We start from the raw sequence: 25,298 nt of genomic DNA on the forward strand, positions 1-25,298 counted from the left end.
ATCATGGACTTTGGATTCACGACGGCGGCCTATGTGGTCGCGGCGGTTCTCTTTATCCTTTCGCTTGGCGGGCTCTCGGGCCAGGAAAGCGCCAAACGCGCGGTCTGGTATGGCATTACCGGCATGGCGCTGGCGGTGTTTGCAACGCTCATCGGGCCAGGCTCTGGCCTGTGGTTCCTGTCGCTGGTGCTGATCGGCGCGGGCGGTGTGATCGGCTATATGCTGGCGTCCAAGGTCGAGATGACCCAGATGCCGGAACTGGTGGCGGGCATGCATGCGCTGGTGGGGCTGGCCGCGGTTTTGGTGGGCTTTAACGCCCATATCGAACTGGGCCGGGTGCTGGCGATGGACGAAGGCGCGCGCAAAACGCTCGAAGGCTTTGCCGCCCTCTTGGCCAAGAAAGACAGCATTGAGATCAACATCCTGCGGGTGGAGGTCTTCCTTGGGGTCTTTATCGGGGCGGTGACCTTTACGGGCTCGGTGATTGCCTATGGCAAACTCTCGGGCAAGGTCTCCTCGGCGGCGACCAAACTGCCCGGTGGGCATCTCCTGAACATCGGCGCGGCGGCTGTCTCGCTTCTGTGCCTGTTCTGGTATCTGGGCGCAGGCGGCATGCTACCGCTGGTGCTGATGACGCTGGCGGCCTTGTTCATCGGCTATCACCTGATCATGGGCATTGGTGGTGCAGATATGCCGGTGGTGGTCTCCATGCTGAACAGCTACTCCGGCTGGGCGGCGGCGGCGATTGGCTTCAGCCTTGGCAATGATCTGTTGATCGTGGTCGGCGCGCTGGTGGGCTCCTCGGGGGCGATCCTGAGCTACATCATGTGCAAGGCGATGAACCGCTCGTTTGTCTCGGTGATCCTTGGCGGCTTTGGCGGCAGCACCGGCCCCGCGATGGAGGTCGAGGGCGAGCAGGTGGCGATTGACGCCGATGGCGTGGCCGCGGCCTTGGAAGAAGCCGACAGAGTGGTGATCATCCCCGGCTACGGCATGGCGGTGGCGCAGGCGCAGTCCAATGTGGCCGAGCTCACGCGCCGCCTGCGCGCCAAGGGCAAGACCGTGCGCTTTGCGATTCACCCGGTGGCGGGGCGCTTGCCCGGGCATATGAACGTGCTCCTGGCCGAAGCCAAGGTGCCCTATGACATCGTGCTGGAGATGGACGAGATCAACGACGACTTTCCGGAGACGGATGTGGCCATCGTGATCGGCTCCAACGACATCGTGAACCCGGCCGCGCAGGAAGACCCCAACTCGCCCATCGCCGGCATGCCGGTTCTGGAGTGCTGGAAGGCGAAACAGGTATTTGTCTCCAAACGCGGTCAGGGCACCGGCTATTCCGGCATCGAGAACCCGCTGTTCTTCAAGGAAAACACCCGCATGTTCTACGGCGACGCAAAACAGTCCCTCAGCACGCTACTCAATATCATCGAGTGAGCGGCGGGTGTGCGGGGAATACGATTGAAAGATGAGGGAGCGGGTCGAGGAGGCCTGCGGACCTCAAACGAAGGGAGAAGACTATGAAGGATCTTCAGAGCAATACGAGAGTGGACGGCAGTCGGCTCTGGGACAGCCTGATGGAAATGGCGCAAGTTGGCCCCGGTCTGCGCGGCGGCAACAATCGCCAGACGCTGACGGATGCCGACAAGGACGGGCGCGATCTGTTCAAACGCTGGTGCGAAGAGGCTGGCATGACGGTTGGCGTCGACAGCATGGGCAATATGTTTGCCCGCCTTGAAGGGGCGGAGCCGGATCTCGACCCGGTGATGATGGGCAGCCATCTGGATACGCAGCCCACCGGCGGCAAATATGACGGTGTGCTGGGTGTTCTCGCGGGGCTGGAGGTGGTTCGGTCGATCCGCGATCAGGGCATCACGCCGCGTCGCCCGATTGTGGTGGTGAACTGGACCAATGAGGAAGGCACGCGGTTTGCACCGGCGATGCTGTCCTCGGGTGTGTTCGCCGGGGTGCATTCGCAGGACTGGGCCTATGCGCGCGAGGATGCAGAGGGCAAGACATTCGGCGAGGAACTGGCGCGGATTGGCTATGTCGGGGATGAGCCGGTCGGCACCCGCAAAATGCACGCGATGTTTGAGCTGCATATCGAACAGGGACCGATCCTTGAGGCTGAGGGCAAAGACATCGGTGTTGTGACCCATGGGCAAGGGTTGAACTGGTTGCAGGTGACGCTGACCGGGCAGGAGGCGCATACCGGCTCCACTCCGATGCCGATGCGGCGCAATGCTGGGCTTGGCGCGGCGAAAATCACCGATCTGGTGCATGAGATTGCCATGAGCCATCAGCCCGACGCCGTGGGGGCCGTGGGGCAGTGCGACTACTATCCCAACAGCCGCAATATCGTGCCGGGCAAAGTCGTCTTCACCATCGATTTCCGGTCGCCCAGTTTCGAGACCCAAGCCGATATGGAAGCGCGCCTGCGCGCAGGGGCCGCAAAGATCGCCGAAGATCTGGACCTGCAACTGGAGATCGAACAGGTCGGCCATTTCGATCCGGTCACCTTTGACGAGGGCTGCGTAAGCGCGGTGCGCAAGGCGGCAGAGAAGCTCGGCTATTCCCATCGCAACATCATCTCTGGTGCGGGGCATGACGCCTGCTGGATCAACAAGGTCGCACCCACTGCGATGGTGATGTGCCCCTGTGTTGATGGCCTTAGCCACAACGAGGACGAAGACATCAGCCGCGAATGGGCCACCGCTGGCACCGATGTGCTGCTGCATGCCGTCCTCGAGACCGCAGAAATCGTGGAGTAAGACAATGAGCGCGAGAACCGTAATCAAGGGCGGCACCATTGTGACCGCCGACCGCAGCTATGACGCGGATGTGGCCATTGAAGGCGGCAAGATCGTCGAGATCGGCCAGAACCTGAGCGGCGGCAAAGTGCTGGATGCTGAGGGGTGTTATGTGATGCCGGGCGGAATTGATCCGCATGTGCATCTGGAGATGCCCTTTATGGGCACCCATTCGGCGGATGATTTTGAATCCGGCACCCGCGCGGGACTTGCAGGTGGCACCACCATGGTGGTCGATTTCTGCCTGCCCAGCCCCGGTCAGTCGATGCTGGAGGCGTTGGAGGTATGGCACGCGAAATCCAAACGCGCCTGCGCGGATTATTCCTTCCACATGGCGGTGACATGGTGGAGCGAGCAGATCTTTGACGAGATGCAGATGGTGGTCGACCATGGCATCAACTCCTTCAAGCACTTCATGGCCTATAAGGGCGCGTTGATGGTGGAGGATGACGAGTTGTTCGACAGCTTCCGTCGCTGCGCAGCCATTGGGGCCTTGCCCATGGTGCACGCAGAAAACGGCGATGTTGTCGCGACCATGCAGCAGAAACTGCTGGCAGATGGTATTACCGGCCCCGAAGGCCACGGTATGTCGCGCCCGCCCGAGGTGGAGGGCGAGGCCACCAATCGCGCCATCATGATTGCCGACATGGCGGGGGTGCCGCTCTATGTGGTGCATACCTCTTGTGAACAGGCCCATGAGGCGATCCGTCGGGCGCGTCAAAAGGGCATGCGGGTCTATGGCGAGCCGCTCATTCAGCATCTGGTGCTGGATGAAAGCGAGTACCGCAACCCAAGCTGGGACCACGCCGCACAGCGCGTGATGTCGCCGCCGTTCCGCGACAAGGCCAATCAGCAAAGCCTCTGGGCGGGATTGCAGGCCGGGTCCTTGCAGGTGGTGGCCACGGATCACTGCGCCTTCAGCATTGAACAGAAACGCTACGGCATCGAGGATTTCACCAAGATCCCCAATGGCACCGGAGGACTTGAGGACCGGATGCCGGTGCTATGGACCGAAGGTGTGAACACGGGCCGTCTGACCCCGAATGAGTTTGTGGCGGCGACGTCGACCAATATTGCCAAGATCCTCAACATCTACCCGCAGAAAGGCGCGGTGCTGGAAGGCGCGGATGCGGATCTGGTGGTCTGGGACCCTGAGAAGACCAAGGTGATCTCGGCTGAAACGCAGCAATCTGTGGTGGAATATAACGTCTTTGAAGGGCGCGAGGTCAAAGGCCTGCCGCGCTACACCCTCAGCCGGGGCGAGATCGCGGTGGACGATGGCACCGTCTGCGCCACGGCAGGGCATGGCAAATTCGTCACGCGCGCGCCCTATCCAGAGGTCAATAAAGCGCTGTCGAAATGGAAAGACGTGACCGCGCCCCGCAAGGTGGTGCGTGATCCGGAAAACATGCCGGCCTGCGTCTGAGATTTTCCCCGGTCACTGGCCGGGGAATTTTCGTTTGCGCCCTTTGGAGGAAAGGGCCACAAATCCGAATAAAAGGGAGGAAATAAAGAAATGACCGATATAACAAGTGGGTATACCACGTCTCGGGACAGCGAACCGGGTCAACTGGATCTCGCGGGGCTGGATCCGGAACTCTATAATGAGGACCAGCTGCCGACCACCGCAGCAGAGCGCACATGGAACTGGTTGTCCATTTCTGCACTTTGGGTGGGGATGGTGGTCTGTATCCCGACCTATCTGCTGGCGTCCTATCTGATCGGCGCAGGCATGAGCTGGGATCAGGCGGTGATGACCATTCTCGCCGCCAATGCGATCGTCCTGATCCCGATGGTTCTGGTGGGCCACGCAGGCACCAAATACGGCATCCCGTTTCCGGTGCTCTTGCGTTCGTCCTTCGGCCCGGCTGGGGCCAAGATCCCGGCGGTCGCCCGTGGCATCGTGGCCTGTGGCTGGTTTGGTATCCAGACATGGGTTGGCGGGTCTGCGATTTTTGTGATCGTCAACAAGCTCAGCGGTGGGGCGCTTGCAGGGGAGGCGTTGCCGTTCCTTGGGATCAGCCTTGGTGAATTTGTCTGCTTCCTCGCCTTCTGGGGCCTGCACCTCTACTTTATCAAGAACGGCACGGAGTCGATCCGATGGCTAGAGACCTATGCGGCTCCGTTTCTGCTGGCGATGGGCCTTGCATTGCTGGCATGGGCCTATTCGGCGGCGGGCGGTTTTGGCGAGATGCTTTCCACCCCCAGCGCCTTTGATCCGGGTCAGCCCAAAGAAGGGCAGTTCTGGGCCGTGTTCTGGCCGAGCCTGACGGGCATGATCGGCTATTGGGCGACGCTTGCGCTCAATATCCCGGACTTTACCCGTCACGCGCGCAGCCAGAAAGATCAGCTGGTGGGGCAGATGGTGGGGCTACCGATCCCGATGGCGCTCTTTGCCTTTATCGCGTCTGCTGTGACCTCGGCCACCGTGGTGATCTTTGGCGAGGCGATCTGGGATCCGGTGCAACTGTCAGAGCGCATGGGCGGCTCTGCGGTGATTATCGCGCTGTTTGCGCTGATCGTGGCGACGCTGACGACAAACCTTGCGGCCAATGTGGTGGCACCTGCGCATGGGTTTGCCAATCTCGCGCCGAGCAAGATCAACCTCAAGCGCGGCGGCTATATCACCGCAGCCATTGGGATCGCCATGTTCCCATGGATTCTGGTGAACCATATCGTCGGCTGGCTGATTGCCTATTCCGCACTTCTGGGGCCGATCGCGGGTGTGATGCTGGCGGATTACTACCTGTTGCGCAAAACCCGGCTTGAGGTGGCTGACCTATTCAAGTCGAACGGCATCTATTCGGGCCAGAACGGCACCAACTGGGCCGGTATTCTGGCGCTTGTCATCGGTATTCTGCCGAACCTGCCGGGCTTTTTGGCGGGCGTTGGCCTGACTGATGGAACTTCTGCGTTCTTTGCGACCATCTACACCTACGCGTGGTTTGTAGGGCTCTTTGTGGCGGGCGCGGCCTATCTGCTGCTGTCCAAGATGATGAACAAGTAAACCCTGTCGCTCCGGGGGTATCCCCGGAGCGCATCCCGCCTGAGGACAAAACCAAGGAGAGTTCTATGCCCAAAGCCTATTGGATCGCCCATGTTACCGTGACCAATCCCGACCCTTATGCGCTTTATGCCAAGGGGGCGACGGAGGCTTTTGCGAAACACGGTGCCCGCGTTTTGGCACGTGGCGGTGCGGTCGAGCATCTGGAGGGCGAAGGCCATCCGCGCAACGTGGTGATCGAGTTTGACTCCATGGAAGCAGCATTGGCCTGCTATCATTCGCCCGAATATCAAGACGCCAAAGCCCACAGAGAAGGTGCGGGGATCGCCAATATTATGATCCTTGAAGGAGCGCCGGACTAAGACCCTTATCGGGCGCGAAGGTGTAGAGAGAAGCCCGCCAAGCGTCATGCGCAATTGCATTGACTGTGAGGAGAGGGCAGACCGCACCCCGTCCAACGGCGACCCGCTGCGCTAGGTACAGTCCGGGTCAGTTGGGTCGCCCTGAATAGCCATAAAAACACAGCCATAAAAACCGAAGTCTGAACATTTGCAGGTGGCATATTTTGCCGCCCGCAATCCGTTGGCCTCATACAGAGACTGCCGGATAAAGCGAATGTTATGCCGTAATTCGCGACAATACTTGTGCTACCCGCAAAATGTTGACATGATTCGGGCAAATAGTTAACAAATGGTAAACGTCAAGCGGCGAGTTTTTTATCGGTGGCATTTTGCGTATCGGTGACGGGGTGGGGTACAATGCAGCAGTTAAAGCAGAGGCAGATTCAAACTGCCCAGACGGCAAGTCCCAATGGGACACAGGCAAGAAAATTTCCGACAAAGATTGAAACGATTTCCAGTTCAGGAAGCGTAAAGCTCGCTCTGAAGAGCAAGATTTCAGGCCATGACCCGCAACGGGCGGCCAATGTTGTGCCATCAACGCAACCCGCGGCGACCCCCCAACCGGTGCCTGAGCAGAGTGCTCCGACCTCCACCGGTGGAGATTTTGGCGGCCACGCGCGCGGTGACTTTGGCGGCCGATTTGCGTGGGCTGATCTGTTGTCGGATGATCGTTTTGCCAAACCTTTGCTGGCGGCTGCAGCGGTGGCTGGGATTTTGATCCTTGGGGCCACCACACTGGCGCTGCTCCCAAATACGCAGGAACCGGTGGCGGCTGCAGCGATCCCCGAAGCGGCGGCTCCGGTTGCGCCTTCGGATAATCTTGCCCGCCTCATGCAGGTTGCTGCGATCGAGACGCCAGAACCCAACACCGTTGCGGCACCTGTGACTGCCGCGCCGGTCGCGGCGACGCCTGCGTTTGAGGCCAGCGGTGATCTGATGTCCAAGATGACAGCAGAGACATTGGCGGCGTTGCGCACGCCCGCACCGGTCGCGCCGCCCGCAGTTGCAAGCGGCCAGAGCAATGTGTCAGGAGGCCCAATCGTGGGAGGGTCTGACCTCTATCAGCTGGTGATGACCGCCCATGCACAAGGCCAGTCGGCGACCTATATTGATCGGCTTTTGAACGATGCGTATCTGCGGGGTCAAATTTCTGTACCGCGAGGGCTGGTGCGGGCCGATGGTCGCGTCGACACGGACACAATCCTGAGCCTTTTTATTCAGTAGAAACAAAATGATAACGGCGCGCTGCCACGCTTGTTGTCCAACAATAGAAACAAGACTGCCATCAGCATGAAACCTGTTCGGCAGATATAAGACTAAAAGTATTTTCGGGGGGGCCTAATGAAGAAATTGATCGCGGCTGCGGTGCTTGGGGTGTCTGTGCTCTGGGCGCATATGGGGGCTGCTCAGACGTGCGGGGGCATCTATCGGGTGCAACCCGGCGACAGTCTCTCAGTGATTGCCGACCGGCTCTATAAGAACGCTGGCATGTGGACCGCGATCCACAACCGCAACATTGCAGCCATCGGCCCAAAGCCCAGTGCGATCCGAGTGGGAATGCCACTGGAGATCACCTGTCTGAATGGGTTGCCTGTCGGGCTTGAAGGGGGACGTGCGCTGAAAGAAGCAGCGCCAGCCGCAGCAACGCCAGTTCGAATTGAGGCGGGAAATGCAGCGGTGCGTCAGAAGATCAACCTTTTGACGGGGGATGATTTTGAACCGTTTACCGGCAAAAATCTCCATAATGGTGGGCTGCTGACCGATCTTGTGAACACCGCAATGATCAAGGCAAACCCCGAGCGTGGCTTTGCGATCCATTGGGTGGATGATTGGTCCTCTCACTTTGATCCACTGCTGTCGAATGCGCTGCTGGACATTGGTTTCCCATGGTACAAACCCAACTGCACTGAGTTGCCGGACAACTACCGGTGCAAGAACCTGCTGTTTTCTGATCCGCTGTTTGAGACGCTGACGCTGATGTTTGCCGATGCCGCGCGCCCGGTGTCCTTTGCCAAGGACGAGGATCTTTTTGGCAAGTCGATCTGCCGCCCCAAAGGCTATGACACCTCGATTTTCAACGAAAACGGTCGCAACTGGCTGCGTGAGGAAAAGATCACCTTGGTTGTTGCGGCGACGCCGGGCGATTGCTTTGACTTGGTGCTTGAAGGCAAGGCGGATGGGGTGGTTCTGAATGAATTCACCGGTCGCAATAAGATGAAAGAGATGGGGATCGTGGAGCGCATTCAAGTGGTGCCAGAGCCGATCTCAATCCAGTCGCATCATGTGGTGGTGCATAAGTCGCACCCTCAGGCGCAGGAACTTCTCGATATTGTGAATCGCGGCCTGCGCGGCATTCGTGAAGATGGGTCGTATCAAGCCATTGTCGAAGATCACCTTGCCCGCGTCTGGGCCGGGTTCTGACGGAGAAACAGATGCGACGCATTCTGATGCCGCTGATCTGGCGGGTGGTGCTGCTGTTTGGGCTTATGCCCTCAGCCGCATGGGCGATTTGTGATGTGGATTATGTGGTGCAGCCCGGAGACAATCTGTTTTCGATTGCAGAGGCGCATTATGGCGACCGCGAACGCTGGACGGTGATCTACTATAGCAATCAGGGAAATTTGGATGGCCCCTCGGTTATTCCGGGGCGCACGCTCTTTATTCCCTGCCCGCCAGATGCCGAGCCTGAGGAAGCCGTGGTGGAGCCTGCACCGCCTCGCCAGCCGACAGCAGAGCTCAATCTGCTGACAGGCGGCAATTACGCGCCTTTCACCGATCCGAACCTGCCCGGACAGGGGCTGGTGACAGAATTGGTCAATGCCGCGTTGGAACTTGCTCCGTCGCCCGTGCCTTATGCAATCACATGGGAAAACGACTGGAGCCAGCATCTGTCGCCCATGCTCGACAGCAAGCGGTTCGATATGGGGTTTCCATGGGCCAAACCGGATTGCACTGCGGATGCGAGCAATCCGCGATGTGTGAAGTATCATTATTCAGATCCGCTGATGGAAGTGCCGGTGATGCTGTTTGTGCGCAGCCGTGGTGGGATGGCCTATGCCAGCGATGCGGATGTGGTGGGTAAAACCCTGTGCCGCCCGCTGCGTGAGGATGTGTTTGACCTGAACAGCGCCGGGCGGCGCTGGCTGAGCGAGGATAAAATCACCCTTCTGCAGCCACAAAGCGCCGGTGATTGCCTGCGCATGGTGGCCGAGGGGCGCGTTGATGCCGCGGCGCTCAATCTCTTTGTCGGAGCAAGCGCATTGGTGGCAGAAGGTCTGCGCGGTCAGGTCGAGCCACTTGAGCAACCGCTCTCTCAGGTGAGCCTTCATGTCATAATATCAAAGACACACTGGCGCGGAACATCATATCTTTACCGGGTGAACGCCGGGTTGCGAAAGCTGCGTGAAAGCGGAAAGTACGATGAAATTATGAGCCGCCAGATGGAGTTGTTCTGGGCCGGCCTGCAGTAATAGCGCGCTGCATGGGTTCAAAAAGCGGTGCTTCTCTGCAACTGCAGTGTGATCCTTTAATTTTGAAATATAAAATATCTCCTTGTCCTTCGGTTCAATGGTGAAATTATGGTTGCTTAACGGCCCGGGAAGGATTCTCGGCGATACTGGCAACGCAAGTTATGGGGTTCCAAAGTTGAGACGGAGACAGGAACAGTGCGCGACAGGGTGCGGTCTATTATTCTAGCGTTGGGAAATCGGACGTATCTGCCCACCTGGATTGCGCTGTTTGTCGTTGGCGCATCTCTCATCTTTGCCGAAAATCAGAATCGGATCATCAACAAACAAGAACTGCGGGCAGAGGTGCTGGCCGAGGCTGGACTGATCCGCTCCCATCTTGAAGGTCAGCTGACTGCGGACGTGCAGCTGATCAAGGGGCTTGTGGGGCTTTTGGTGTCTGAACAGTCGATGACACAGGATCGGTTCAATGAGATTGCCGCTTATGTGGCTGGCGATTTGCCTGAAATTTTGAATATTGCCGTTGCGCCGGATCTGGTTGTCTCCATGGTTTACCCCTACGAGCGCAACAAGGCGGTGCTTGGTCTTGATTACAATAAGAATGACGCCCAGCGAGAAGCCGTCATGCGAATGCGTGACAGCGGCGAGATCGTCCTCGCGGGGCCCGTAAATCTGGTTCAGGGCGGAACCGGGTTTATCATCCGTTTTCCGGTTTTTACCGGCGAAGGTGAGGATCGTGCCTTCTGGGGAATGGTCGCTGCGGTCATTGATGCGGATGCGCTTTATCAGGGGGCTGGGTTACATCAGGCTGATCTCCCGGTTGAGATTGCGCTGAGCGGCCGCGATGGCACCGGCCATCAGGGGGGCGTGTTCTACGGGGATCCCGCGATCCACGACTACGGCCCGATGGTGATGGATGTGATCTTGCCCACCGGCACATGGGAACTGGCCGCGATCCCGCGCGGTGGCTGGCCCAAGGAACCGGGCAACCTGTGGAAGCTGCGGCTTGTGTTGATCGTGGCAGGTATTCTGATCATCGTACCCACGTTCATGGCGTGCAGGCTCTCGGCTGTTCGCCGCTCTACCATCAAGACGCTGCGCAAGCGCGAACAGGAGTTGGAACGACACCAGGTCGAATTGGAACAATTATCGACGGTTGCGCAAAATGCCTCTGACAGCATCATTCTGAGTGGCCCGGATCTGCGCGTGTTCTGGGTCAACGATGCGTTCACCCGCATGACGGGCTACACGATTGACGATGCGATTGGGAAGCGACCGGGAGACTTGCTGAACGGCGCTGAAACCGACCCTGAGACCGTTCGCGAAATTGCGGAACATATCGCGCGGGGCGAACGGCTGCACCGCGAGATTCTGAATTACACCAAGGATGGCAACACCATTTGGGTGGACACGAACCTTGTGCCCGTCCTCAATGAGAATGGTGACATGCGCATGGTTATCGGCATCGAGCGTGATGTGACCTCGCAAAAACGAAATGCGGTTGAATTGGCCGAAGCCAAGCGTGCGGCTGAGGAAGCAGATCGCACTAAGACGGAATTCCTCGCCAATATGAGCCATGAAATCCGCACGCCGATGAATGGGATCATCGGGATGGCGGATTTGCTGTCGGAAACCGCCTTGCCTGAAGAACAGGAGCAATATGTCCAGATTATCCGCACGTCGTCCAAGGCGCTTTTGAAGATCATCAATGACATCTTGGATCTCACACGGATGGAATCCGGCAAACTGTCTCTGGAACCCGTGGACTTTGACCTTGAGCGGTGCATCGAAAGCGCTGTCGATATTTTGCGCCCTGTGGCGCGCGAAAAGGGTCTGACGCTCAATGTGAACTATGCCACCGACCTGCCCAAGTCCGTACGGGCGGACGATGGACGCGTGCGCCAGATCCTTGTGAACCTTGTGGGGAATGCGGTGAAATTCACCGCATCCGGTCGTGTGGACGTGCGTGTTTTGCGCGCGCAGTCAGATCCTTACAGGCTGACCATCGACGTGCAGGACTCTGGCATCGGCATGTCGCAGGCGCAGCTCAACAATATTTTTGACCGATTTTCACAGGCAGATGCGGCGACCACCCGGTCCTTTGGCGGCACGGGGTTGGGGCTTACCATCTCGCGCCTTTTGGCGCAGCAGATGCAGGGCGATATCACCGTTCATTCAGAGCCGGGGCAGGGCAGCTGTTTTTCACTTTATATCCAGTGTGATGCCCCGCTGGGCCAGCCGGAGCAGACCGACACTGCCCAAGAACCGGATCTGGATCGCATTCGCGGATGTAAGGTTCTGTTGGCCGAGGACAATCGCACCAACCGGCTCTTGATCCGAAAGTATCTGTCAGATCTGACGGTAGAGTTGATCGAAGCCGAAAATGGCTATGAGGCGGTGGAGCTTTGCGCCCGACACCGTCCCGACTTGATCCTGATGGATATGTCGATGCCGGAAATGGACGGTCTGACTGCGACCAGGCTGATCCGAATGCAAAACCACCCGCAGCCGCCGATTGTTGCGCTGACCGCGAATGCGTTTGCCAGCGATCGTGAGGCCTGTCTGGCTGCGGGTATGAACGGTTTTTTGTCAAAGCCGATCAACAAAAAAGAGCTGCTGAATGGTATGGCGGGGGTTATGGAAGACCCGGATGGGCTGCGTCATGCGGCGTCGGCCTGATGCGGCACGCCAAATCGGTTCGAGCAGACCTGCACAAGAAATGCGCAGGTCGCTTTTGTCATAGGGCTCAGGCGCGCGCAGTTTGCGGCAATACAAACACGCCGACATCTGCCGGAACCACCCCGGTGCGCAGAGGGCAGCCATAGACCTGAGACAGGCGCGCATCGGTCAGCACCGTTGCCACGGAACCTGCGCCAGCGGTTTGCCCTTCTGCCATGACATGCACATGATCGGCATACATCGCCGTCAGGTTCAGGTCATGCATCACCGCGATCACCCCACCGCCGTCGCTTGCAAACTGGCGCGCGATCTCCATCACGGTTAGCTGATGTGCGATGTCGAGGCTCGATACGGGTTCATCCAGAAACAGCCAACAGGGGTGACCGTCACGCATCGGACGCCCGACCTGCGCCAAGACGCGGGCAAGCTGGACACGCTGCTGCTCACCTCCCGAGAGCTCCTGATAGTAGCGCCCGGCATATCCGTCGAGATCCACGCGCGACAGCATTTCAAAAGGAAGTTCGGGATTGTTGGCGTCGGGTCCGGCAGCCAGCCCAAGCCGCACCACCTCCAGTACTGTGAAGGGAAAGGCAAGAACGGTGGCTTGTGGCAGGACGGCACGCAGGCTAGCAAGTTCCCACGGCTCATAATCCTGCAAGGCGCGCCCATTCAGGGTAATGTCGCCGGTGCTTGGTAACTCTGCGACCAGCGCCTTGAGCAATGTGGATTTGCCAGAGCCGTTGGGCCCCACGATGGCGGACACCTCGCCCGCGCGGGCGGTGAAACTCACATCGCGAAGAATTTGCTTTTTGCCAATCGTGAGCGAGAGTTGATCTGCATGCAGTGTCATTGATCCACCATCCCGCGCCGTTTCAGCAAGATCCACAGAAACACCGGAGCCCCTAGAACCGCTGTAACGATACCGATGGGCAGCTCCGCAGGGGCAATGATTGTACGGCTGATGAGATCCGCACCGAGCAGGAGTGTTGCGCCCAGAAGGGCTGCATTGGGCAGCAAGGTGCCATGATCCGGTCCCGTAGCAAGGCGCAGCACATGCGGCACGACGATGCCGACAAAGCCGATGCCCCCGGTGGCTGCAACCGCAACACCCGTGGCGGCTGCGACGGAGAAGATCGCAGCATTTTTCATGCGTTGAACCGGAATACCCATATGCGCCGCCGCAGCCTCACCCAAGGCCAGACAATTTAGCCCATGCGCAAGCCAAGTGGAGCCTGCAATGGCGAGCAAGATCACCGGACCGGCAATCATTGATTTCTCCCATGTGGCTCCGGCAAGCGACCCCATCTGCCAGAAGGTCAGATCACGCAGTTGATTGTCATCCGCCATGTAGACCAGAATGCCCGAAACCGCGCCCGCGAGCGATCCAAGCGCGATCCCTGCAAGCAGCATCGTGGCGACAGAGGTGCGCCCACCGCGGGTTGAGACCCGATACAGGATCAACGTGCTGCCCCAACCGCCGACGAAGGCCGCCGCAGGGGTCACATAATGGCCAAAGAGGCTCTGAAACCCGACCGGTAGCAGGCTCCCCAACACGATAGATGTGATTGCACCTAAACCGGCCCCCGCGCCAACCCCAACAAGACCGGGATCGGCAAGAGGGTTGCGAAAGAGGCCCTGCATGACCGCGCCTGACACTGCAAGTGCCGCCCCCACCAAGATACAGAGGATGATACGAGGCAGGCGTATGTCCCATAAAACGACCCGTTCCATCGTGGTTAGTTCTGCGCCGGAAATCAGTTTGCCAAGTGCCCCCCAAAGCGAGGTGCCCGACGCACCCAATGCAAGGTTCACCACGACCGCAAGTGCCAGTAAGGCCATCAAAATGACACTCAGTCGGCGGGCGATGATCCGGCGATCTAGCTGCTTGATGTCCTGCGTGGGCGCGGGCAGTTCGGTTTCACTCAACGCCACCATGGATCAGAACGGGCCATAGATTTTTTGCGCCAGTGCGAGCGCGGCATCTGCGGTGCGCGGTCCAAAGCCCAGCAGATAGAGCCCATCCATCCGGATGACGGATCTGGTCTCTGCTGCGGGAGTTGTGACGATTGCAGGAAGGGCCAACAACTCATCATTGGGTGCGCCATGATCACCGCCCCGGTCCATCATCAGGATGACATCCGGCGCAGCCTGAGAAACCGCTTCGTCGGTCATCAGCTTGTAGCCTTCGAAATCCGTCAGCGCGTTGACACCTCCCGCGAGCGAAATGATGCCATCCGCAGCCGTATTGGTGCCCGATGCCATGATGCGACCCCCGCGCGTAGAGAGGATGAACAACACACGCTTGCGCTCAGCTTCGGGGATGGTGGCGATTTTTTCAGCCACTGAGGTCAGATCGTTTTCCACCTCGGCGGAAAGCGTGGCGACCTCAGCCGGTTTGCCAATGGCCTCCCCCACGGCGGCGATTTTCTCCAGGATGCCGTCAGCGGTAAAGGAATCCGGCACTTCGATAAAAGTGATCCCGGCCTTTTTCAGGACCTCAAGCGTCTCAGCCGGGCCTGCGCCAGCTTCGGAGACGATCAGATCCGGGTTCACGGAGAGCACACCTTCGGGCGACAGCGCGCGCATATAACCAACATCGGGCAACTCTTCGGCGGCAGCCGGATAGCTGGAGGTGGTGTCGCGGGCGATAACCTTGTCCTCTCCTCCAAGCGCATAGATGATCTCGGTGACAGAGCCGCCGATGGAAAGAATGCGTTCGGCGGCAAGCATGGGGGTGGCTGTAGCCATCAGGCTCAGGGCTGCGGCAAAAGCGATATGGCGCATCAGATGGCGTCCTCTGTTTGAAGGCGGGGCAGGGCGGACAGGAGCGTTTCCCAGTCAGGGCGGCTGTCACGTTCTGCGGTGGCGCGGCCAAAGATCTGTAGAATGATGTTTCCCTCAGCGTCGAAGGCTTCCAGTGAGACAGCCGGGCCGCGCTGCGTTGGTTTGTTGACCACATAGACCTCATGGATGTGGTCAAGGCGCAGGTGCAGATTGAACCGCGCATCCATCACGTTCTGCCAAGGCCCCATTGCGCGCAGGGTCTCAATAGGGCCGCCATGGATCTGGATGCAGCCACGATTGCCTACAAAAAGCATGATCTCAGTGCCGCTTCCGGCCAGTGATTGCAGCGCAGCGTCGACGGCTTCTGGCGGCATGCGCTCCACAAAGGGTGCGCCCACAATGCGATAGGCCCCCAAGCGGTTCATCTTGAGTTTGGACGTAAGACGCAGGAACTGATGCGTGTCGGTCATCTTGCGCCATTCGCTGCGCAAAAGCTCACGTTTGTCGGGGTTGCTTTTGGCAGCTTCTGCGGGCTTGCGCGGGGCGACCTCCAGCGTGTCGGAGGTGTCTTCAGTGGCAAGTTCCGCTATCACATCCGCCCAGGCGTCATGGTTTGAGGTCTCTCGCAGGTGGATCTTGTGCACAGCGTCCCCCGCCGCGTCAAAGATCTGGATCGAGCGCTTCATGCCTTTATCGGTCTGCTCTTCCAGCGCAAAGGCGCTGACCCAATGCGAGGGAAAGAGACGCAGGTCGATTTCCGGCTGCAGAATCATGGCCGCATGTGGCCCGCTTTTATAGTTGCCGTAGATGCCGACGCGTTCATGCACGCAGGACGCATTCCGCGTTAGCGCCATGACCTCTCCCAGACGCTCAATGCGGGGCATGATATCATCAGGATGCGCTTTGATCCGAGTGACGCCTTGGCCGGTGTATGCGGCGACCAGCTGGGCTTCAGAGATTTGAAAACGATCACAGAAATCGCGCGCGCGCAGAGCGTGATGTTCGTCGCGCAGACGGCGAATTCCCGCGGGGGAAGTAGAAATGGCCTGATCCATCAGGGTCCTCGATCTTTGGGATGGGGTACTGCTGGCTTGCGTCCACTGGCAGGCGGGACGATCAGGCTGACGGCCGGCGCGTGGGCCGTGGCCTGCGTCGGGATAATTCTTGACAGATTTAATAAATCATCTTAATGGCCGCAAGAGTGAACGCCAGAAGATCGCAACTATTCGATAAAATCAGGCGCGAGATACCAAGCCAGCCCCAGGCGAGCATGCGGAATCCAACTGCACGAAAAACTCATGGGGACGACATGAAAATCAAACATATGCGCCGAGCACTTTTGTGCTCTGCCTCCGCGATGACATTGGCGATGACGAGCACGGTTGCCGTCGCTCAGGATGCAAGCGATGAGGATGGCTTCCTTGGTCTGCTGGTTCTGGGCAACAACAAGCGCGACGTCCAGACCGATACCGCAACGCCAGAGACCGTCATCAACGCCGAAGAAATTCAGGACCGTCAGGCCAGCAGCATCGCTGAGTTGATCGACTCTGTGCCTGGTGTGGCATTGGTAAACTCCGGCACGCCCACCGGGTCGGGCATTTCCATTCGGGGTCTGGGCGCGGACGGCACCTATGGTTCGAACCAAAAGGTCCAGATCCTGCTGGATGGCGCGTCGATGGGGTCCGAGGAAATCTACCGCATCGGGACGCAGCTTTATACGGACCCGTCCTTGTTTCGTGAGGTGTCGGTAATCCGCGGCACGGTTGGCTCCTTTGAATACGGGTCCGGCATTATCGGTGGTGTGGTGAAGCTCGACACGATTGATGCCTCCGACCTCACAGAAGGTGAAGTCGGTCTCGCGGGTCGCCAAACGCTGGAATATTACAGCAATGGCGATACGCAGGTCTCGTCAACCATTCTTGGTTGGCAGCCGACCGAGAACCTGGAGTTCTTGTTCAACTACACACTTCGCAAGCAGGACAACTATAAGAATGGTGATGGTGTGGAGATTGAGCACACCGATCATGAACTGCCGTCCTACCTGATCAAAGGCAAATACAGCTTTGGTGACAATGCGGATCAATCGCTGACCTTCTCATATGCCGACACAAGTTCGGAAGCCAAAGATGTCCCCTACGATGCAATGGCCGCGATCCCGTTTGGCAATGTTGACCGGTATGTGGAAACCAAGACCGCTGTATTGCAATACGATTACAATCCGTTCGGAAATGATCTGATCGATTTGACCGTCAATCTGTCCTACGCGGACCAGTGGATTGAGAATACCGAGGTTGGAAATACTGGCAGCGCCTTGCTGAATGCCGATCACCAGTACAAAACCACCAAGCTGACGGTCGCCAATACGGCCCGGTTTGCTGCGTTGGGTGCCAGCCATAACTTGCGCCTTGGCGGTGAACTGATCAAGAAAGACCGCCTGGACGCCTCTTCTGCGCATGGCGGTACCGACAAGCGTTTCGCCCTGTTTGCCATTGACGAGATGGACTTTGGCAACGGCTGGACAGTCACCCCTGCGATGCGATTTGAGACGCAGGATATCGAGTCCGGTGCTGACGGGACCTACGTCACCGCAGGTGAAAGCTTTGACAACAGCGCGCTCATGGGCGGTATTTCCGGACGGTACGAATTCCAAAGCGGCTTCGCGCTCTTTGGCTCGGTTGCATACACCGAAGGTCTGCCGATCCTCGATGACTTCGATTATGCGACATACAAGACCTACATGACGCAAAGCGAAAAAGCCGTTACATATGAGCTTGGCGCGTCCTACGACACTGCTGGCCTGTTCTCGGCGGATGATCAGCTTCGGGCTAAAGTGAACTTCTGGCACACCCGCCTGTGGGACTACACCTCCACGACAGACTATCAGAACATTGATCGTCTAACCCGCGAGGGTGTCGAAGTGGAGGCCTCCTACAGCCACGCGTCTGGCGCCTATGTAGATATGAACGCAAACATCTCTAGCGGTGAGTGGCTTGAGGTAAGTGGCGCGACGCGCGATTACAGTCGTATGCCAGCCAACAGCCTTGGCCTGACGGTGGGTAAGAAATTCAACGACACGTTGGATCTCTCTTGGGAAGCTGTTGTGAACAAAGGTGTCAATGATGCCGTTGGCGGCGCACCCGGCTTTTCCGTTCACAACCTGCGTGCGACCTACAACATTGATACCGGTTTCCTGAAAGAAGCGAAGCTGCGTGTCGGTGTGGAAAACGTCTTTGATAAGCAATACAGACCACATCTGTTCTTGCGTGACGCACCCGGTCGCAACATCAAGGTTTCGCTCTCAGCGGCCTTCTGATCAGGGAGCATACATCATGAACCACCAGAGCCAGGCTTATAAAGCTGTCCTTGCCATCGCCGCCCTTTCCTCCCTCGGGGGGGCAGCCTTGGCGCAGGACACGGATACCCCGCCAAAATCAGGCGTTCAGATTGAACTCAATGCGTTGCAGGATCAGGCGGGCGCGTGCCGGCTGTCGTTTGTGGCGCAGAACGCCGGTACCACCGATATCGAGGAGGCGGTCTATGAGACCGTGCTCTTCGATCGGGCCGGTCAGGTGATGATGCTTACGCTGTTTGATTTTCGTGACCTGCCGTCAGAGCGCCCTCGGGTGCGGCAGTTCGATCTCTCAGACGTGGCTTGCGAAGATCTGGGGCGGGTGCTGATCAATGGTGCCAGCCAATGTCAAAGCGGTGGCGGTAGCACGCTTTGCACAGACGGGCTTTCGCTCTCCAGCCGCACGGATGTGGAATTGCTGGGATGAATGATATCGCGCAAATCTGGGGCTCGATGCGGGCGTCCCTCCTTGAGGTGATCGAGATCGGTGGCCCTGTTGTTGTGTTGTTGATTGCCCTGTCGATCATCAGCGCGGCGACGGTTCTCTATAAGATATGGCAGTTTCGCCGCTCCGGTGTCGGACGCCATCGGCGGGTTTCCATGGCACTGGAGGCTTATGAGCGGGGCGATGCCAAAACCGCCACGGCGCTACTGGCGCAATCAAAGAGCTATCTTGTGGCCCCGGTCCAGCGGGCGATGTCCTGCGCAGAGGTCAAAGATCGTGCGGCAGCATCGGATCGCTGTGATGCGGAGGCAGAGGCGCTGTTTTTGCGCCTTGAGACCGGGCTTGGATTTCTGGATCTGGTTGCGCAACTTGCGCCGCTCATCGGCTTGTTCGGAACCGTTCTTGGCATGATCGAGGCGTTTCAGGGATTGCAGGCAGCGGGCACATCGGTTGATCCGACCGTGCTGGCAGGCGGGATCTGGGTGGCGCTTTTGACCACTGCGGCGGGGTTGGCGGTGGCGATGCCTGTGGCTGCCATTCATGGCTGGCTGAGTGGTGCCGTGGAGCGCGACCGGGTCTTTGCCAATCGCGCATTGCGTCAGGCTTTTGCCCCTGATCGGCTGTCTGCCCCTCGCGCGGCGCGACCGGAGGCCGCCTGATGGCACTGAGCCTCAGCAAGAAACACAAGCGCAGACTGTCGATGACCTCGCTCATTGATGTGATTTTTCTGCTGCTGCTGTTTTTCATGCTGTCGTCCACATTTTCCCGGTTTGGCACCGTCGATCTGATGGCGGCCGAGGCCGGGCAGGGCGTGTCTGGCGAGACGCGCCCACTATTTTTGAAGCTGTCGCCGGGTCAGATTTCGCTGAACGGAGAGGTGGTTGCGTTGGATCAGCTGGCACAGAGCCTCGGCCAGTTGCGGGCGCAACAAGAAAATTCTTCGCAACAGGTGTTGTTGAGCCTGTCAGGTGAGGTGACATCGCAGCGATTGGTCGATGTTTTGGCGGTGCTACGCGGCCAGCCTGACTTGGCCGTGACGGTCCTGGGGTAGCGCTATGCTGATGCGACGTCGCAAATCCAAGAGCCACCGGGAGCCCACGATTGCGCTGATCAACGTGGTCTTTTTGATGTTGGTGTTCTTTATGGTTGCAGGATCATTGGCCCCCTCAATGGACCCATCCGTGCGGCTGGTGGAGGCGTCCGACCTTGAAGCCAGCCCGCCGCCTGATGCTCTGGTGATCCGCGCCGACGGCAGCCTCAGTTTTCGCGGGGCGGAGCTGACCTCGCCCGAGGCCTATGTGCGCATCATCTGGGAGGAAGAGGAAGAGTTCACCGCGCGGCTGGTGCCTGACCGCGCGCTTCCGGCGGCTTCTCTGTTGGCAGTGGCAAAGGAATTGCGGCGCCTTGGGGCGGTGAGAATTACACTTCTGTCAGAGCGAAACCTGTCATGATCGCGCGCTCTCCCTTCATTGCTGGCCTGTCGCTGTGCTTTGCGCTTGCGGCGCATGCGGCGTTTTTGGTGGATGTTGAGGACAACACCGTTGAACTCGAGGGCGGCGGCAATGTGGCCCCGGCGGCGCTGGGCAATAGTTTTGCCGATTTGGCGCAAGGGACGGCCACCTCCGTGGAGGCTGAAACTGTCAGTGAAACCGCGCCAGTCGAGCGTGTGGAGCCGACAGAGTCAGATCGCGCCACATCCCCTCAGGTGCAACCGGTCACACCAGAGGTGACAATCCCCAAAACCGCACAAAGCGCATCCGCCGTAGTGCCGGTGACACATGCGGCAGCTACCGTTCCGGTGGAACAGCAAGTGACTGAGGTGCAGCCCGATCAGGTGGAGCCGGTGGAAGAGCCATCGGACCTCGCCCCCGCGCAAAGCCCGCGTCCTGAAACGCGGCCAGATCCCAAACCTGACCAACCTGACAAGGCAAAGCCACGCCAAGCTGCTCCGCGCGGCAACAGCACCGTGAATGCGCGTGCCGGGACTGAAAGTGGCGCAGAAAACCAGCGCGCGGCGCAAGCCGCCAGCACCCGCCCGGCGCAGGGCAGTGGTGCGGGGAATGCAGCGGCCTCCAATTATCAGGGGCTGGTAATGCGCAAAATCTCTCGAGTCCGAAAACCGCGAACCTCCGTCAAGGGGGTGGCGCATGTGTCGTTTGTCATCGGCGGTGGCGGCCAGCTGGCATCGGTGCGTATCCGCAAAAGCTCCGGCTCCTCACAGCTGGACCAACTGGCGTTGCAGCAAATTCGCAAGGCGGCCCCGTTCCCGCCGCCCCCGGCAGGGGCGCGAACGCAGTTCTCCATTGCCATCAAGGGGCACTAGCGCCAGCGCGGATCAGCAAGTTCCATTGAGAAACGACGCGGCATGAGGCCCGCCTGAAACCACGTCAGAAAACTCTCGATCGAGTAGACGGGCAGACCTGTGTCACGCCGAATGTCATGCGCGAATGGCACCATATTGGTGCATTCCAACACAATCGCCCCGACCTCCGGGTGGTCACGGCACAACGTGTTGGCCGCGTCCAAAAGATCAGCGCGGCAGGCCGTAATGTCGATCTCAACTCGGTTGTTGAGGAACCCATCATAAAAGGCGCGTCCGCCTTCGGTGCCCACAATTGGTGTGTCAAGCGGCACGCCTGCGGCTGCCAGATGCGAATCCGTCAGCGCCGCCTGAGAGACGGTTAGGATGCCGACCTTTTGGCCCATAGGCAGCAATGCCTGAACCATCGGCACCTGCATCAGGGATGAGGCCGCCACCGGCACACCAAGCGCATCCTTTATTTGATCCTGAATGAGCGACAGATACCCGCAGGTGGTGGTGATCCCGTCACAGCCCATATGGACCAGATCGCGGCCTGCTTTGATGAAATCGTCCACCAAGGCGCGCGGATCTTGTCGGACGGCACGGTCTGGCGTGGCCCCGCGCACCACGCGATACTGCAGCGGAAAGGGAAAGCTCTCGGCATGCCCGATATCGCCCGGAATGCGGGGAAAGCGTGTCTCCAGCATCAAGACACCGATGCCTGCGCCATAAACCGTTTTGCCGCCTCTTTGCATGGCTATCTCCGTGTTCGGTCCGCTTGTCGCAAGGGACGCCCGTCTACTGTGTAGTGCTGCAACTCGTGCAACAAGAGGTCAAGGAACTCCTTGCCAAGCTGCGACATGGGGCGCGATTTTGAGGTGATCACGCACATATCCATCATGATCGTGGGACGAAACGGGCGGGTGATCACGTCGCCCTGCATGTCGTAATCCAGCATGAACCGGTCCAAAAGCGCGACGCCCATGCCTTCTTGGACAAAGCTCAGGAGGTTCTTGAACAGATGCGAATGCACCCTTGTGCGCAGGGGCACGCCCGCATTTTGAAACGCCTCGCGCAGGCGGCGATGGGTCATGTGGTCTTGTCCCATCACGATAAACGGCTCGCCTGCCAGCAATTCCGGCGTCAGCACCTCGTGGCGGGCCAGCGGGTTGTCCTTATGAAGGGCCAGCATCGTTTCCACATAGAGCGGGTAGACCGTGAGCGTGTCGTAAAGCAGCGGCATCTCGCAGACGCCGATTTCAAACAACCCGTTCCACACCCATTCCTGCACTTTGCTGGAATATTGCGACTGAAAAGAAATGTTGAGCTCTGGTCGGTCGGCCGCAAACCGCGCGATCAGCCGGGGCATGAACCCAAAGGACATGGCGTGCTGTGATGCGATCTGCAGCTGGCCAAGCTTGCGGGTTTTTAGATCAACCATGGTCTGGGTGACGTTGCTCATGCCGCGCATCACCGTGTCGACCTCAGCAAATAGCAGCTCCGCCTCCGGGGTGGGCAGCAGGCGACCATGAAGCCGTTCAAACAGGGGCAGTCCTGCCTGATCTTCAAGCTGGGACAAAAGGTTAGAGACACCGGGCTGAGAAATTCCCAACAGCCCCGCCGCGCCGGTCACGGTGCCGGTTTCCACAATGGCGTGAAAGGCCTGAAGCTGACGAAAGCGAATTTTCACGGGCAAAGTATCACTTTAACTGATGCATGCATGATCAATTAGTATTTGAAATGATGCCATCTTGTCGACAGTCTCGCTTTTAACAAGAGACAGGGAAGTGACATGGCAACGCAGCATATTGTGGTCGTCGGAGCAGGTATCGTCGGCGCGGCCAGTGCCATCTGGCTGCGTCGGGCAGGGCTGGAGGTGACACTTGTCGACAAGGGCAGGCCGGGCATGGGGACGTCTTATGGCAACGCCTGCATTCTGGCTCGAAGCGCGATTGTGCCGGTCACCACGCCGGGGCTGATTGCAAAGGGGCCGAAATATCTGCTCGACCCGAATTTTCCGCTCTATATGCGCTGGTCCTATCTGCCGCGGCTTTTGCCATGGCTCGCGCGCTATCTGAAACATGCCAATGACGCAGATACCCGGCGGATTTCCAAGGGCCTCTTGACCATCGTTGGCGATAGCGTCGAACAGCATAAGGCACTCACCGATGGGATGCCCGCTGCAAAGTGGATCAAGGACAGCGAATATAACTTTGTCTACCGCGATCGCGCGGGTTTTGAGGCGGATGCCTATACGTGGAACCTCAGACGTGAGGCCGGGTTTGCGCCTGAGATCGTCGAGGGCGCAGCGGTCCGGGAACGCGAGCCGATCCTGTCGCCCGACATGGGCCTTCTGGCGGTCAACAAGGATCATGGGTTTATCCTCAATCCAGGCAGTTATGTGCAGGATTTGGTCAAGCAACTGGAAGCGATGGGCGGCCGCTTTGTGCAAGCAGAAGTGCGCGATTTTGACCTGATGGGTGGTCAGATCACAGCGGTTGATACCGATCAGGGGCGGATTGCCTGTGATCGCGCGGTGCTGTCTGCTGGCGTCTGGTCCGCGGCCCTGATGAAACGTCTGGGGCTTGAGGTGCCACTTGAGGCCGAACGCGGCTATCACATCATCTTCAAAGATCCGAGCCAATTGCCCAACGCCCCAATGATGCTGACGGATGGGAAATTTGTCGCAACCCCGATGGATCAGGGGCTGCGCTGTGCTGGGATCGTCGAATTTGGTGGCCTGACGGAAGAGAAATCCAAAAAACCGCTCGATATGCTGCGCCGTACCGTTGCGCGGACCTTCCCTGATCTGAGTTATTCGTCAGAAGAGGAGTGGCTGGGCTTTCGGCCTGCGCCCACAGACAGCCTGCCGCTGATTGGTGAAGTCCGTGGCAGCGGTGTCTTCACCGCCTTTGGTCATCATCACATCGGGTTGACAGGTGGGCCAAAGACGGGCCGACTGGTTGCCGACATGATTACGGGAAATTGGCCCAACGCGGATACAAGCGCCTTTGATCCGATGCGCTTTGCGACATATTAAATACAAAAAACGGACCAACACGGGAGACTGAACAAATGAACAAAATGACCCTGAAGGCCACCGTCGCCAGCGCCGCGCTCGCTGTCGTTGCTGCTGGTGCGCAAGCTGAAAAATGGGACATGCCGATGGCCTATGCGGCGTCCAACTATCATTCCGAGATGGGTGTGGTTTTTGCCGATAAGGTGCGCGATTACACGGGCGGCGATGTCGACATTACCGTGCATGCCGGTGGCTCGCTTTTTAAGGGCGGCGAAATCAAACGCGCGGTGCAAACCGGGCAGGCCCCGATTGGAGAGCGGCTGATGTCCGCGCATACCAATGAAGAGCCTCTGCTTGGCTGGGACAACCTTCCCTTCCTCGCAACGTCCTATGCCGACAACGATAAACTATGGGCGGTTGCCAAGGATAAGGTGAACGCCAAGCTTGCAGAGCAAAATCTGGTGACGCTCTATTCCTGCCCGTGGCCGGGGCAGGGCTTCTATTTCAAGAAGGAAGTCAATTCGTCCGAAGACACACAGGGCGTGAAATTCCGCTCGTATAATACCGCGACCGCCACCTTTGCCGAGGAGTTGGGCATGATCCCGGTTCAGGTCGAAGCAGCGGAGCTAAGTCAAGCGCTGGCGACCGGCGTGGTCGATGCGTTTATCTCCTCGGGGTCGACTGGTTATGACCGCAAGGTGTGGGAACAGCTGGGTTATTATTACAAGGTCAATGCTTGGCTGCCGCGCAACTATGTGATGGTCAACAAGCAGGTTTGGGATGGTCTGAGTGCCGACACGCAGGCCGCGATCCAGAAGGCTGCGGATGAAACCGGTGCCGCCTGTACCGCAAAATCCGAAGAGCTTGCCAACTGGTATTTCGAACAACTCGAAGCCAATGGCATGAAAGTGGTGGAAGCGGGGCCTGAGTTCCGCGCGGAACTGGAAGCCATCGGTGCCAAGATGACGGATGAGTGGCTGGCAACCGTGGGTGAGGACGGTCAGGACATCGTCGACGCGTTCAAGGCGAATTGATCTG

General features: G+C 58.7%; 23 protein-coding genes. 17 read left to right on the plus strand and 6 right to left on the minus strand.

Translation table 11 applies throughout. From position 1 onward, the window contains the following. Window positions 1–3: 3 nt before the first annotated feature. The 9 genes from QNI81_RS01455 (at window position 4) to QNI81_RS01495 (ending at window position 12,361) form a co-directional block, all read left to right on the plus strand. Window positions 4–1,437, plus strand: coding sequence for an NAD(P)(+) transhydrogenase (Re/Si-specific) subunit beta (locus QNI81_RS01455; RefSeq protein ID WP_283967122.1), 1,434 nt, complete (start codon window positions 4–6; stop codon window positions 1,435–1,437). Between the two features lie 83 nt (window positions 1,438–1,520). After that, the gene (locus QNI81_RS01460) at window positions 1,521–2,771 is read left to right on the plus strand and encodes a Zn-dependent hydrolase (RefSeq protein ID WP_239322672.1); all 1,251 of its coding nucleotides are present in this window, start codon (window positions 1,521–1,523) and stop codon (window positions 2,769–2,771) included. Between the two features lie 4 nt (window positions 2,772–2,775). Next, window positions 2,776–4,236 (plus strand): dihydropyrimidinase, encoded by a 1,461-nt coding sequence (hydA, locus tag QNI81_RS01465; protein ID WP_283967123.1) that lies wholly within the window; start codon window positions 2,776–2,778, stop codon window positions 4,234–4,236. Between the two features lie 90 nt (window positions 4,237–4,326). Further along, window positions 4,327–5,817: an NCS1 family nucleobase:cation symporter-1 gene (locus QNI81_RS01470; RefSeq protein ID WP_283967124.1), complete on the plus strand. Its 1,491-nt coding sequence runs from the start codon at window positions 4,327–4,329 to the stop codon at window positions 5,815–5,817. 65 nt (window positions 5,818–5,882) lie between these two features. Further along, entirely contained in the window at window positions 5,883–6,176 is a 294-nt protein-coding gene (locus QNI81_RS01475; protein ID WP_168577512.1) for a DUF1330 domain-containing protein, read from the plus strand. Between the two features lie 603 nt (window positions 6,177–6,779). Continuing rightward, the gene (locus tag QNI81_RS01480; RefSeq protein WP_283967125.1) at window positions 6,780–7,439 is read left to right on the plus strand and encodes a hypothetical protein; all 660 of its coding nucleotides are present in this window, start codon (window positions 6,780–6,782) and stop codon (window positions 7,437–7,439) included. Window positions 7,440–7,556: 117 nt separating this feature from the next. Next, window positions 7,557–8,636, plus strand: a complete 1,080-nt coding sequence (locus QNI81_RS01485; protein WP_168577513.1) for a transporter substrate-binding domain-containing protein — start codon at window positions 7,557–7,559, stop codon at window positions 8,634–8,636. 11 nt (window positions 8,637–8,647) lie between these two features. After that, the gene (locus QNI81_RS01490) at window positions 8,648–9,685 is read left to right on the plus strand and encodes a LysM peptidoglycan-binding domain-containing protein (protein ID WP_283967126.1); all 1,038 of its coding nucleotides are present in this window, start codon (window positions 8,648–8,650) and stop codon (window positions 9,683–9,685) included. Between the two features lie 207 nt (window positions 9,686–9,892). Beyond that, a complete protein-coding gene (locus QNI81_RS01495; RefSeq protein WP_502999385.1) occupies window positions 9,893–12,361 on the plus strand; it encodes an ATP-binding protein in 2,469 nt (822 codons plus the stop codon). Between the two features lie 67 nt (window positions 12,362–12,428). Here the strand turns inward: QNI81_RS01495 and QNI81_RS01500 are convergent, their stop codons facing one another. From QNI81_RS01500 to QNI81_RS01515, 4 genes are read right to left on the minus strand one after another with little or no spacing between them, the layout of a single operon-like run. Beyond that, entirely contained in the window at window positions 12,429–13,211 is a 783-nt protein-coding gene (locus QNI81_RS01500; RefSeq protein ID WP_283967128.1) for a heme ABC transporter ATP-binding protein, read from the minus strand. Further along, complete coding sequence (locus QNI81_RS01505) at window positions 13,208–14,296, minus strand: FecCD family ABC transporter permease (protein WP_126136252.1); 1,089 nt, start codon at window positions 14,294–14,296, stop codon at window positions 13,208–13,210. The genes QNI81_RS01500 and QNI81_RS01505 overlap by 4 nt, the downstream gene beginning before the upstream one ends. 3 nt (window positions 14,297–14,299) lie before the next feature. After that, complete coding sequence (locus tag QNI81_RS01510) at window positions 14,300–15,145, minus strand: heme/hemin ABC transporter substrate-binding protein (RefSeq protein ID WP_283967129.1); 846 nt, start codon at window positions 15,143–15,145, stop codon at window positions 14,300–14,302. Beyond that, window positions 15,145–16,200, minus strand: coding sequence for a hemin-degrading factor (locus QNI81_RS01515; RefSeq protein WP_283967130.1), 1,056 nt, complete (start codon window positions 16,198–16,200; stop codon window positions 15,145–15,147). Before QNI81_RS01515 ends, QNI81_RS01510 begins: the two co-directional genes overlap by 1 nt. Before the next feature lie 254 nt (window positions 16,201–16,454). Between QNI81_RS01515 and QNI81_RS01520 the strand changes: the two genes are divergently transcribed. The 6 genes from QNI81_RS01520 to QNI81_RS01545 are packed head-to-tail and all read left to right on the plus strand — an operon-like array spanning window position 16,455 to window position 21,262. Continuing rightward, window positions 16,455–18,458, plus strand: a complete 2,004-nt coding sequence (locus QNI81_RS01520; protein ID WP_283967131.1) for a TonB-dependent receptor plug domain-containing protein — start codon at window positions 16,455–16,457, stop codon at window positions 18,456–18,458. A gap of 16 nt (window positions 18,459–18,474) precedes the next feature. Next, window positions 18,475–18,921, plus strand: coding sequence for a hypothetical protein (locus QNI81_RS01525; RefSeq protein ID WP_283967132.1), 447 nt, complete (start codon window positions 18,475–18,477; stop codon window positions 18,919–18,921). Continuing rightward, window positions 18,918–19,598 carry a MotA/TolQ/ExbB proton channel family protein gene (locus QNI81_RS01530; RefSeq protein WP_283967133.1) on the plus strand — a complete coding sequence of 227 codons (681 nt, stop codon included), beginning with the start codon at window positions 18,918–18,920 and terminating at the stop codon, window positions 19,596–19,598. Before QNI81_RS01525 ends, QNI81_RS01530 begins: the two co-directional genes overlap by 4 nt. After that, complete coding sequence (locus tag QNI81_RS01535; protein ID WP_283967134.1) at window positions 19,598–19,990, plus strand: ExbD/TolR family protein; 393 nt, start codon at window positions 19,598–19,600, stop codon at window positions 19,988–19,990. The genes QNI81_RS01530 and QNI81_RS01535 overlap by 1 nt, the downstream gene beginning before the upstream one ends. 4 nt (window positions 19,991–19,994) lie before the next feature. Further along, on the plus strand, window positions 19,995–20,390 hold the full coding sequence (locus tag QNI81_RS01540) for an ExbD/TolR family protein (protein WP_081293358.1): 396 nt from the start codon (window positions 19,995–19,997) through the stop codon (window positions 20,388–20,390). Then, window positions 20,387–21,262, plus strand: coding sequence for an energy transducer TonB family protein (locus QNI81_RS01545; protein ID WP_283967135.1), 876 nt, complete (start codon window positions 20,387–20,389; stop codon window positions 21,260–21,262). The genes QNI81_RS01540 and QNI81_RS01545 overlap by 4 nt, the downstream gene beginning before the upstream one ends. Here the strand turns inward: QNI81_RS01545 and QNI81_RS01550 are convergent. Both QNI81_RS01550 and QNI81_RS01555 read right to left on the minus strand, forming a co-directional pair. Beyond that, window positions 21,259–21,996, minus strand: a complete 738-nt coding sequence (locus QNI81_RS01550) for an aspartate/glutamate racemase family protein (RefSeq protein WP_283967136.1) — start codon at window positions 21,994–21,996, stop codon at window positions 21,259–21,261. The genes QNI81_RS01545 and QNI81_RS01550 overlap by 4 nt on opposite strands. 2 nt (window positions 21,997–21,998) lie before the next feature. Beyond that, window positions 21,999–22,931: a LysR family transcriptional regulator gene (locus QNI81_RS01555; RefSeq protein ID WP_283967137.1), complete on the minus strand. Its 933-nt coding sequence runs from the start codon at window positions 22,929–22,931 to the stop codon at window positions 21,999–22,001. A 102-nt stretch (window positions 22,932–23,033) separates the two neighbouring features. Here QNI81_RS01555 and QNI81_RS01560 point away from each other — a divergent pair, with 102 nt between their 5' ends. Both QNI81_RS01560 and QNI81_RS01565 read left to right on the plus strand, forming a co-directional pair. Then, window positions 23,034–24,281 carry an NAD(P)/FAD-dependent oxidoreductase gene (locus QNI81_RS01560; RefSeq protein WP_283967138.1) on the plus strand — a complete coding sequence of 416 codons (1,248 nt, stop codon included), beginning with the start codon at window positions 23,034–23,036 and terminating at the stop codon, window positions 24,279–24,281. A gap of 35 nt (window positions 24,282–24,316) precedes the next feature. Beyond that, the gene (locus QNI81_RS01565; RefSeq protein ID WP_283967139.1) at window positions 24,317–25,294 is read left to right on the plus strand and encodes a TRAP transporter substrate-binding protein; all 978 of its coding nucleotides are present in this window, start codon (window positions 24,317–24,319) and stop codon (window positions 25,292–25,294) included. Window positions 25,295–25,298: the final 4 nt, after the last annotated feature.

The organism is Tritonibacter sp. AK171 (genome assembly GCF_030127025.1).
In the GTDB taxonomy this organism is placed as follows: domain Bacteria; phylum Pseudomonadota; class Alphaproteobacteria; order Rhodobacterales; family Rhodobacteraceae; genus Epibacterium; species Epibacterium mobile.

Excerpts from the sequence above, each read along its gene's own strand:
- QNI81_RS01455 (WP_283967122.1), top strand. The coding sequence starts at position 4 with ATGGACTTTGGATTCACGACGGCGGCCTATGTGGTCGCGGCGGTTCTC.
- QNI81_RS01460 (WP_239322672.1), top strand. The coding sequence starts at position 1,521 with ATGAAGGATCTTCAGAGCAATACGAGAGTGGACGGCAGTCGGCTCTGG.
- hydA (WP_283967123.1), top strand. The coding sequence starts at position 2,776 with ATGAGCGCGAGAACCGTAATCAAGGGCGGCACCATTGTGACCGCCGAC.
- QNI81_RS01470 (WP_283967124.1), top strand. The coding sequence starts at position 4,327 with ATGACCGATATAACAAGTGGGTATACCACGTCTCGGGACAGCGAACCG.
- QNI81_RS01475 (WP_168577512.1), top strand. The coding sequence starts at position 5,883 with ATGCCCAAAGCCTATTGGATCGCCCATGTTACCGTGACCAATCCCGAC.
- QNI81_RS01485 (WP_168577513.1), top strand. The coding sequence starts at position 7,557 with ATGAAGAAATTGATCGCGGCTGCGGTGCTTGGGGTGTCTGTGCTCTGG.
- QNI81_RS01490 (WP_283967126.1), top strand. The coding sequence starts at position 8,648 with ATGCGACGCATTCTGATGCCGCTGATCTGGCGGGTGGTGCTGCTGTTT.
- QNI81_RS01500 (WP_283967128.1), bottom strand. The coding sequence starts at position 13,211 with ATGACACTGCATGCAGATCAACTCTCGCTCACGATTGGCAAAAAGCAA.
- QNI81_RS01505 (WP_126136252.1), bottom strand. The coding sequence starts at position 14,296 with ATGGTGGCGTTGAGTGAAACCGAACTGCCCGCGCCCACGCAGGACATC.
- QNI81_RS01510 (WP_283967129.1), bottom strand. The coding sequence starts at position 15,145 with ATGCGCCATATCGCTTTTGCCGCAGCCCTGAGCCTGATGGCTACAGCC.
- QNI81_RS01515 (WP_283967130.1), bottom strand. The coding sequence starts at position 16,200 with ATGGATCAGGCCATTTCTACTTCCCCCGCGGGAATTCGCCGTCTGCGC.
- QNI81_RS01520 (WP_283967131.1), top strand. The coding sequence starts at position 16,455 with ATGAAAATCAAACATATGCGCCGAGCACTTTTGTGCTCTGCCTCCGCG.
- QNI81_RS01525 (WP_283967132.1), top strand. The coding sequence starts at position 18,475 with ATGAACCACCAGAGCCAGGCTTATAAAGCTGTCCTTGCCATCGCCGCC.
- QNI81_RS01530 (WP_283967133.1), top strand. The coding sequence starts at position 18,918 with ATGAATGATATCGCGCAAATCTGGGGCTCGATGCGGGCGTCCCTCCTT.
- QNI81_RS01535 (WP_283967134.1), top strand. The coding sequence starts at position 19,598 with ATGGCACTGAGCCTCAGCAAGAAACACAAGCGCAGACTGTCGATGACC.
- QNI81_RS01540 (WP_081293358.1), top strand. The coding sequence starts at position 19,995 with ATGCTGATGCGACGTCGCAAATCCAAGAGCCACCGGGAGCCCACGATT.
- QNI81_RS01545 (WP_283967135.1), top strand. The coding sequence starts at position 20,387 with ATGATCGCGCGCTCTCCCTTCATTGCTGGCCTGTCGCTGTGCTTTGCG.
- QNI81_RS01550 (WP_283967136.1), bottom strand. The coding sequence starts at position 21,996 with ATGCAAAGAGGCGGCAAAACGGTTTATGGCGCAGGCATCGGTGTCTTG.
- QNI81_RS01560 (WP_283967138.1), top strand. The coding sequence starts at position 23,034 with ATGGCAACGCAGCATATTGTGGTCGTCGGAGCAGGTATCGTCGGCGCG.
- QNI81_RS01565 (WP_283967139.1), top strand. The coding sequence starts at position 24,317 with ATGAACAAAATGACCCTGAAGGCCACCGTCGCCAGCGCCGCGCTCGCT.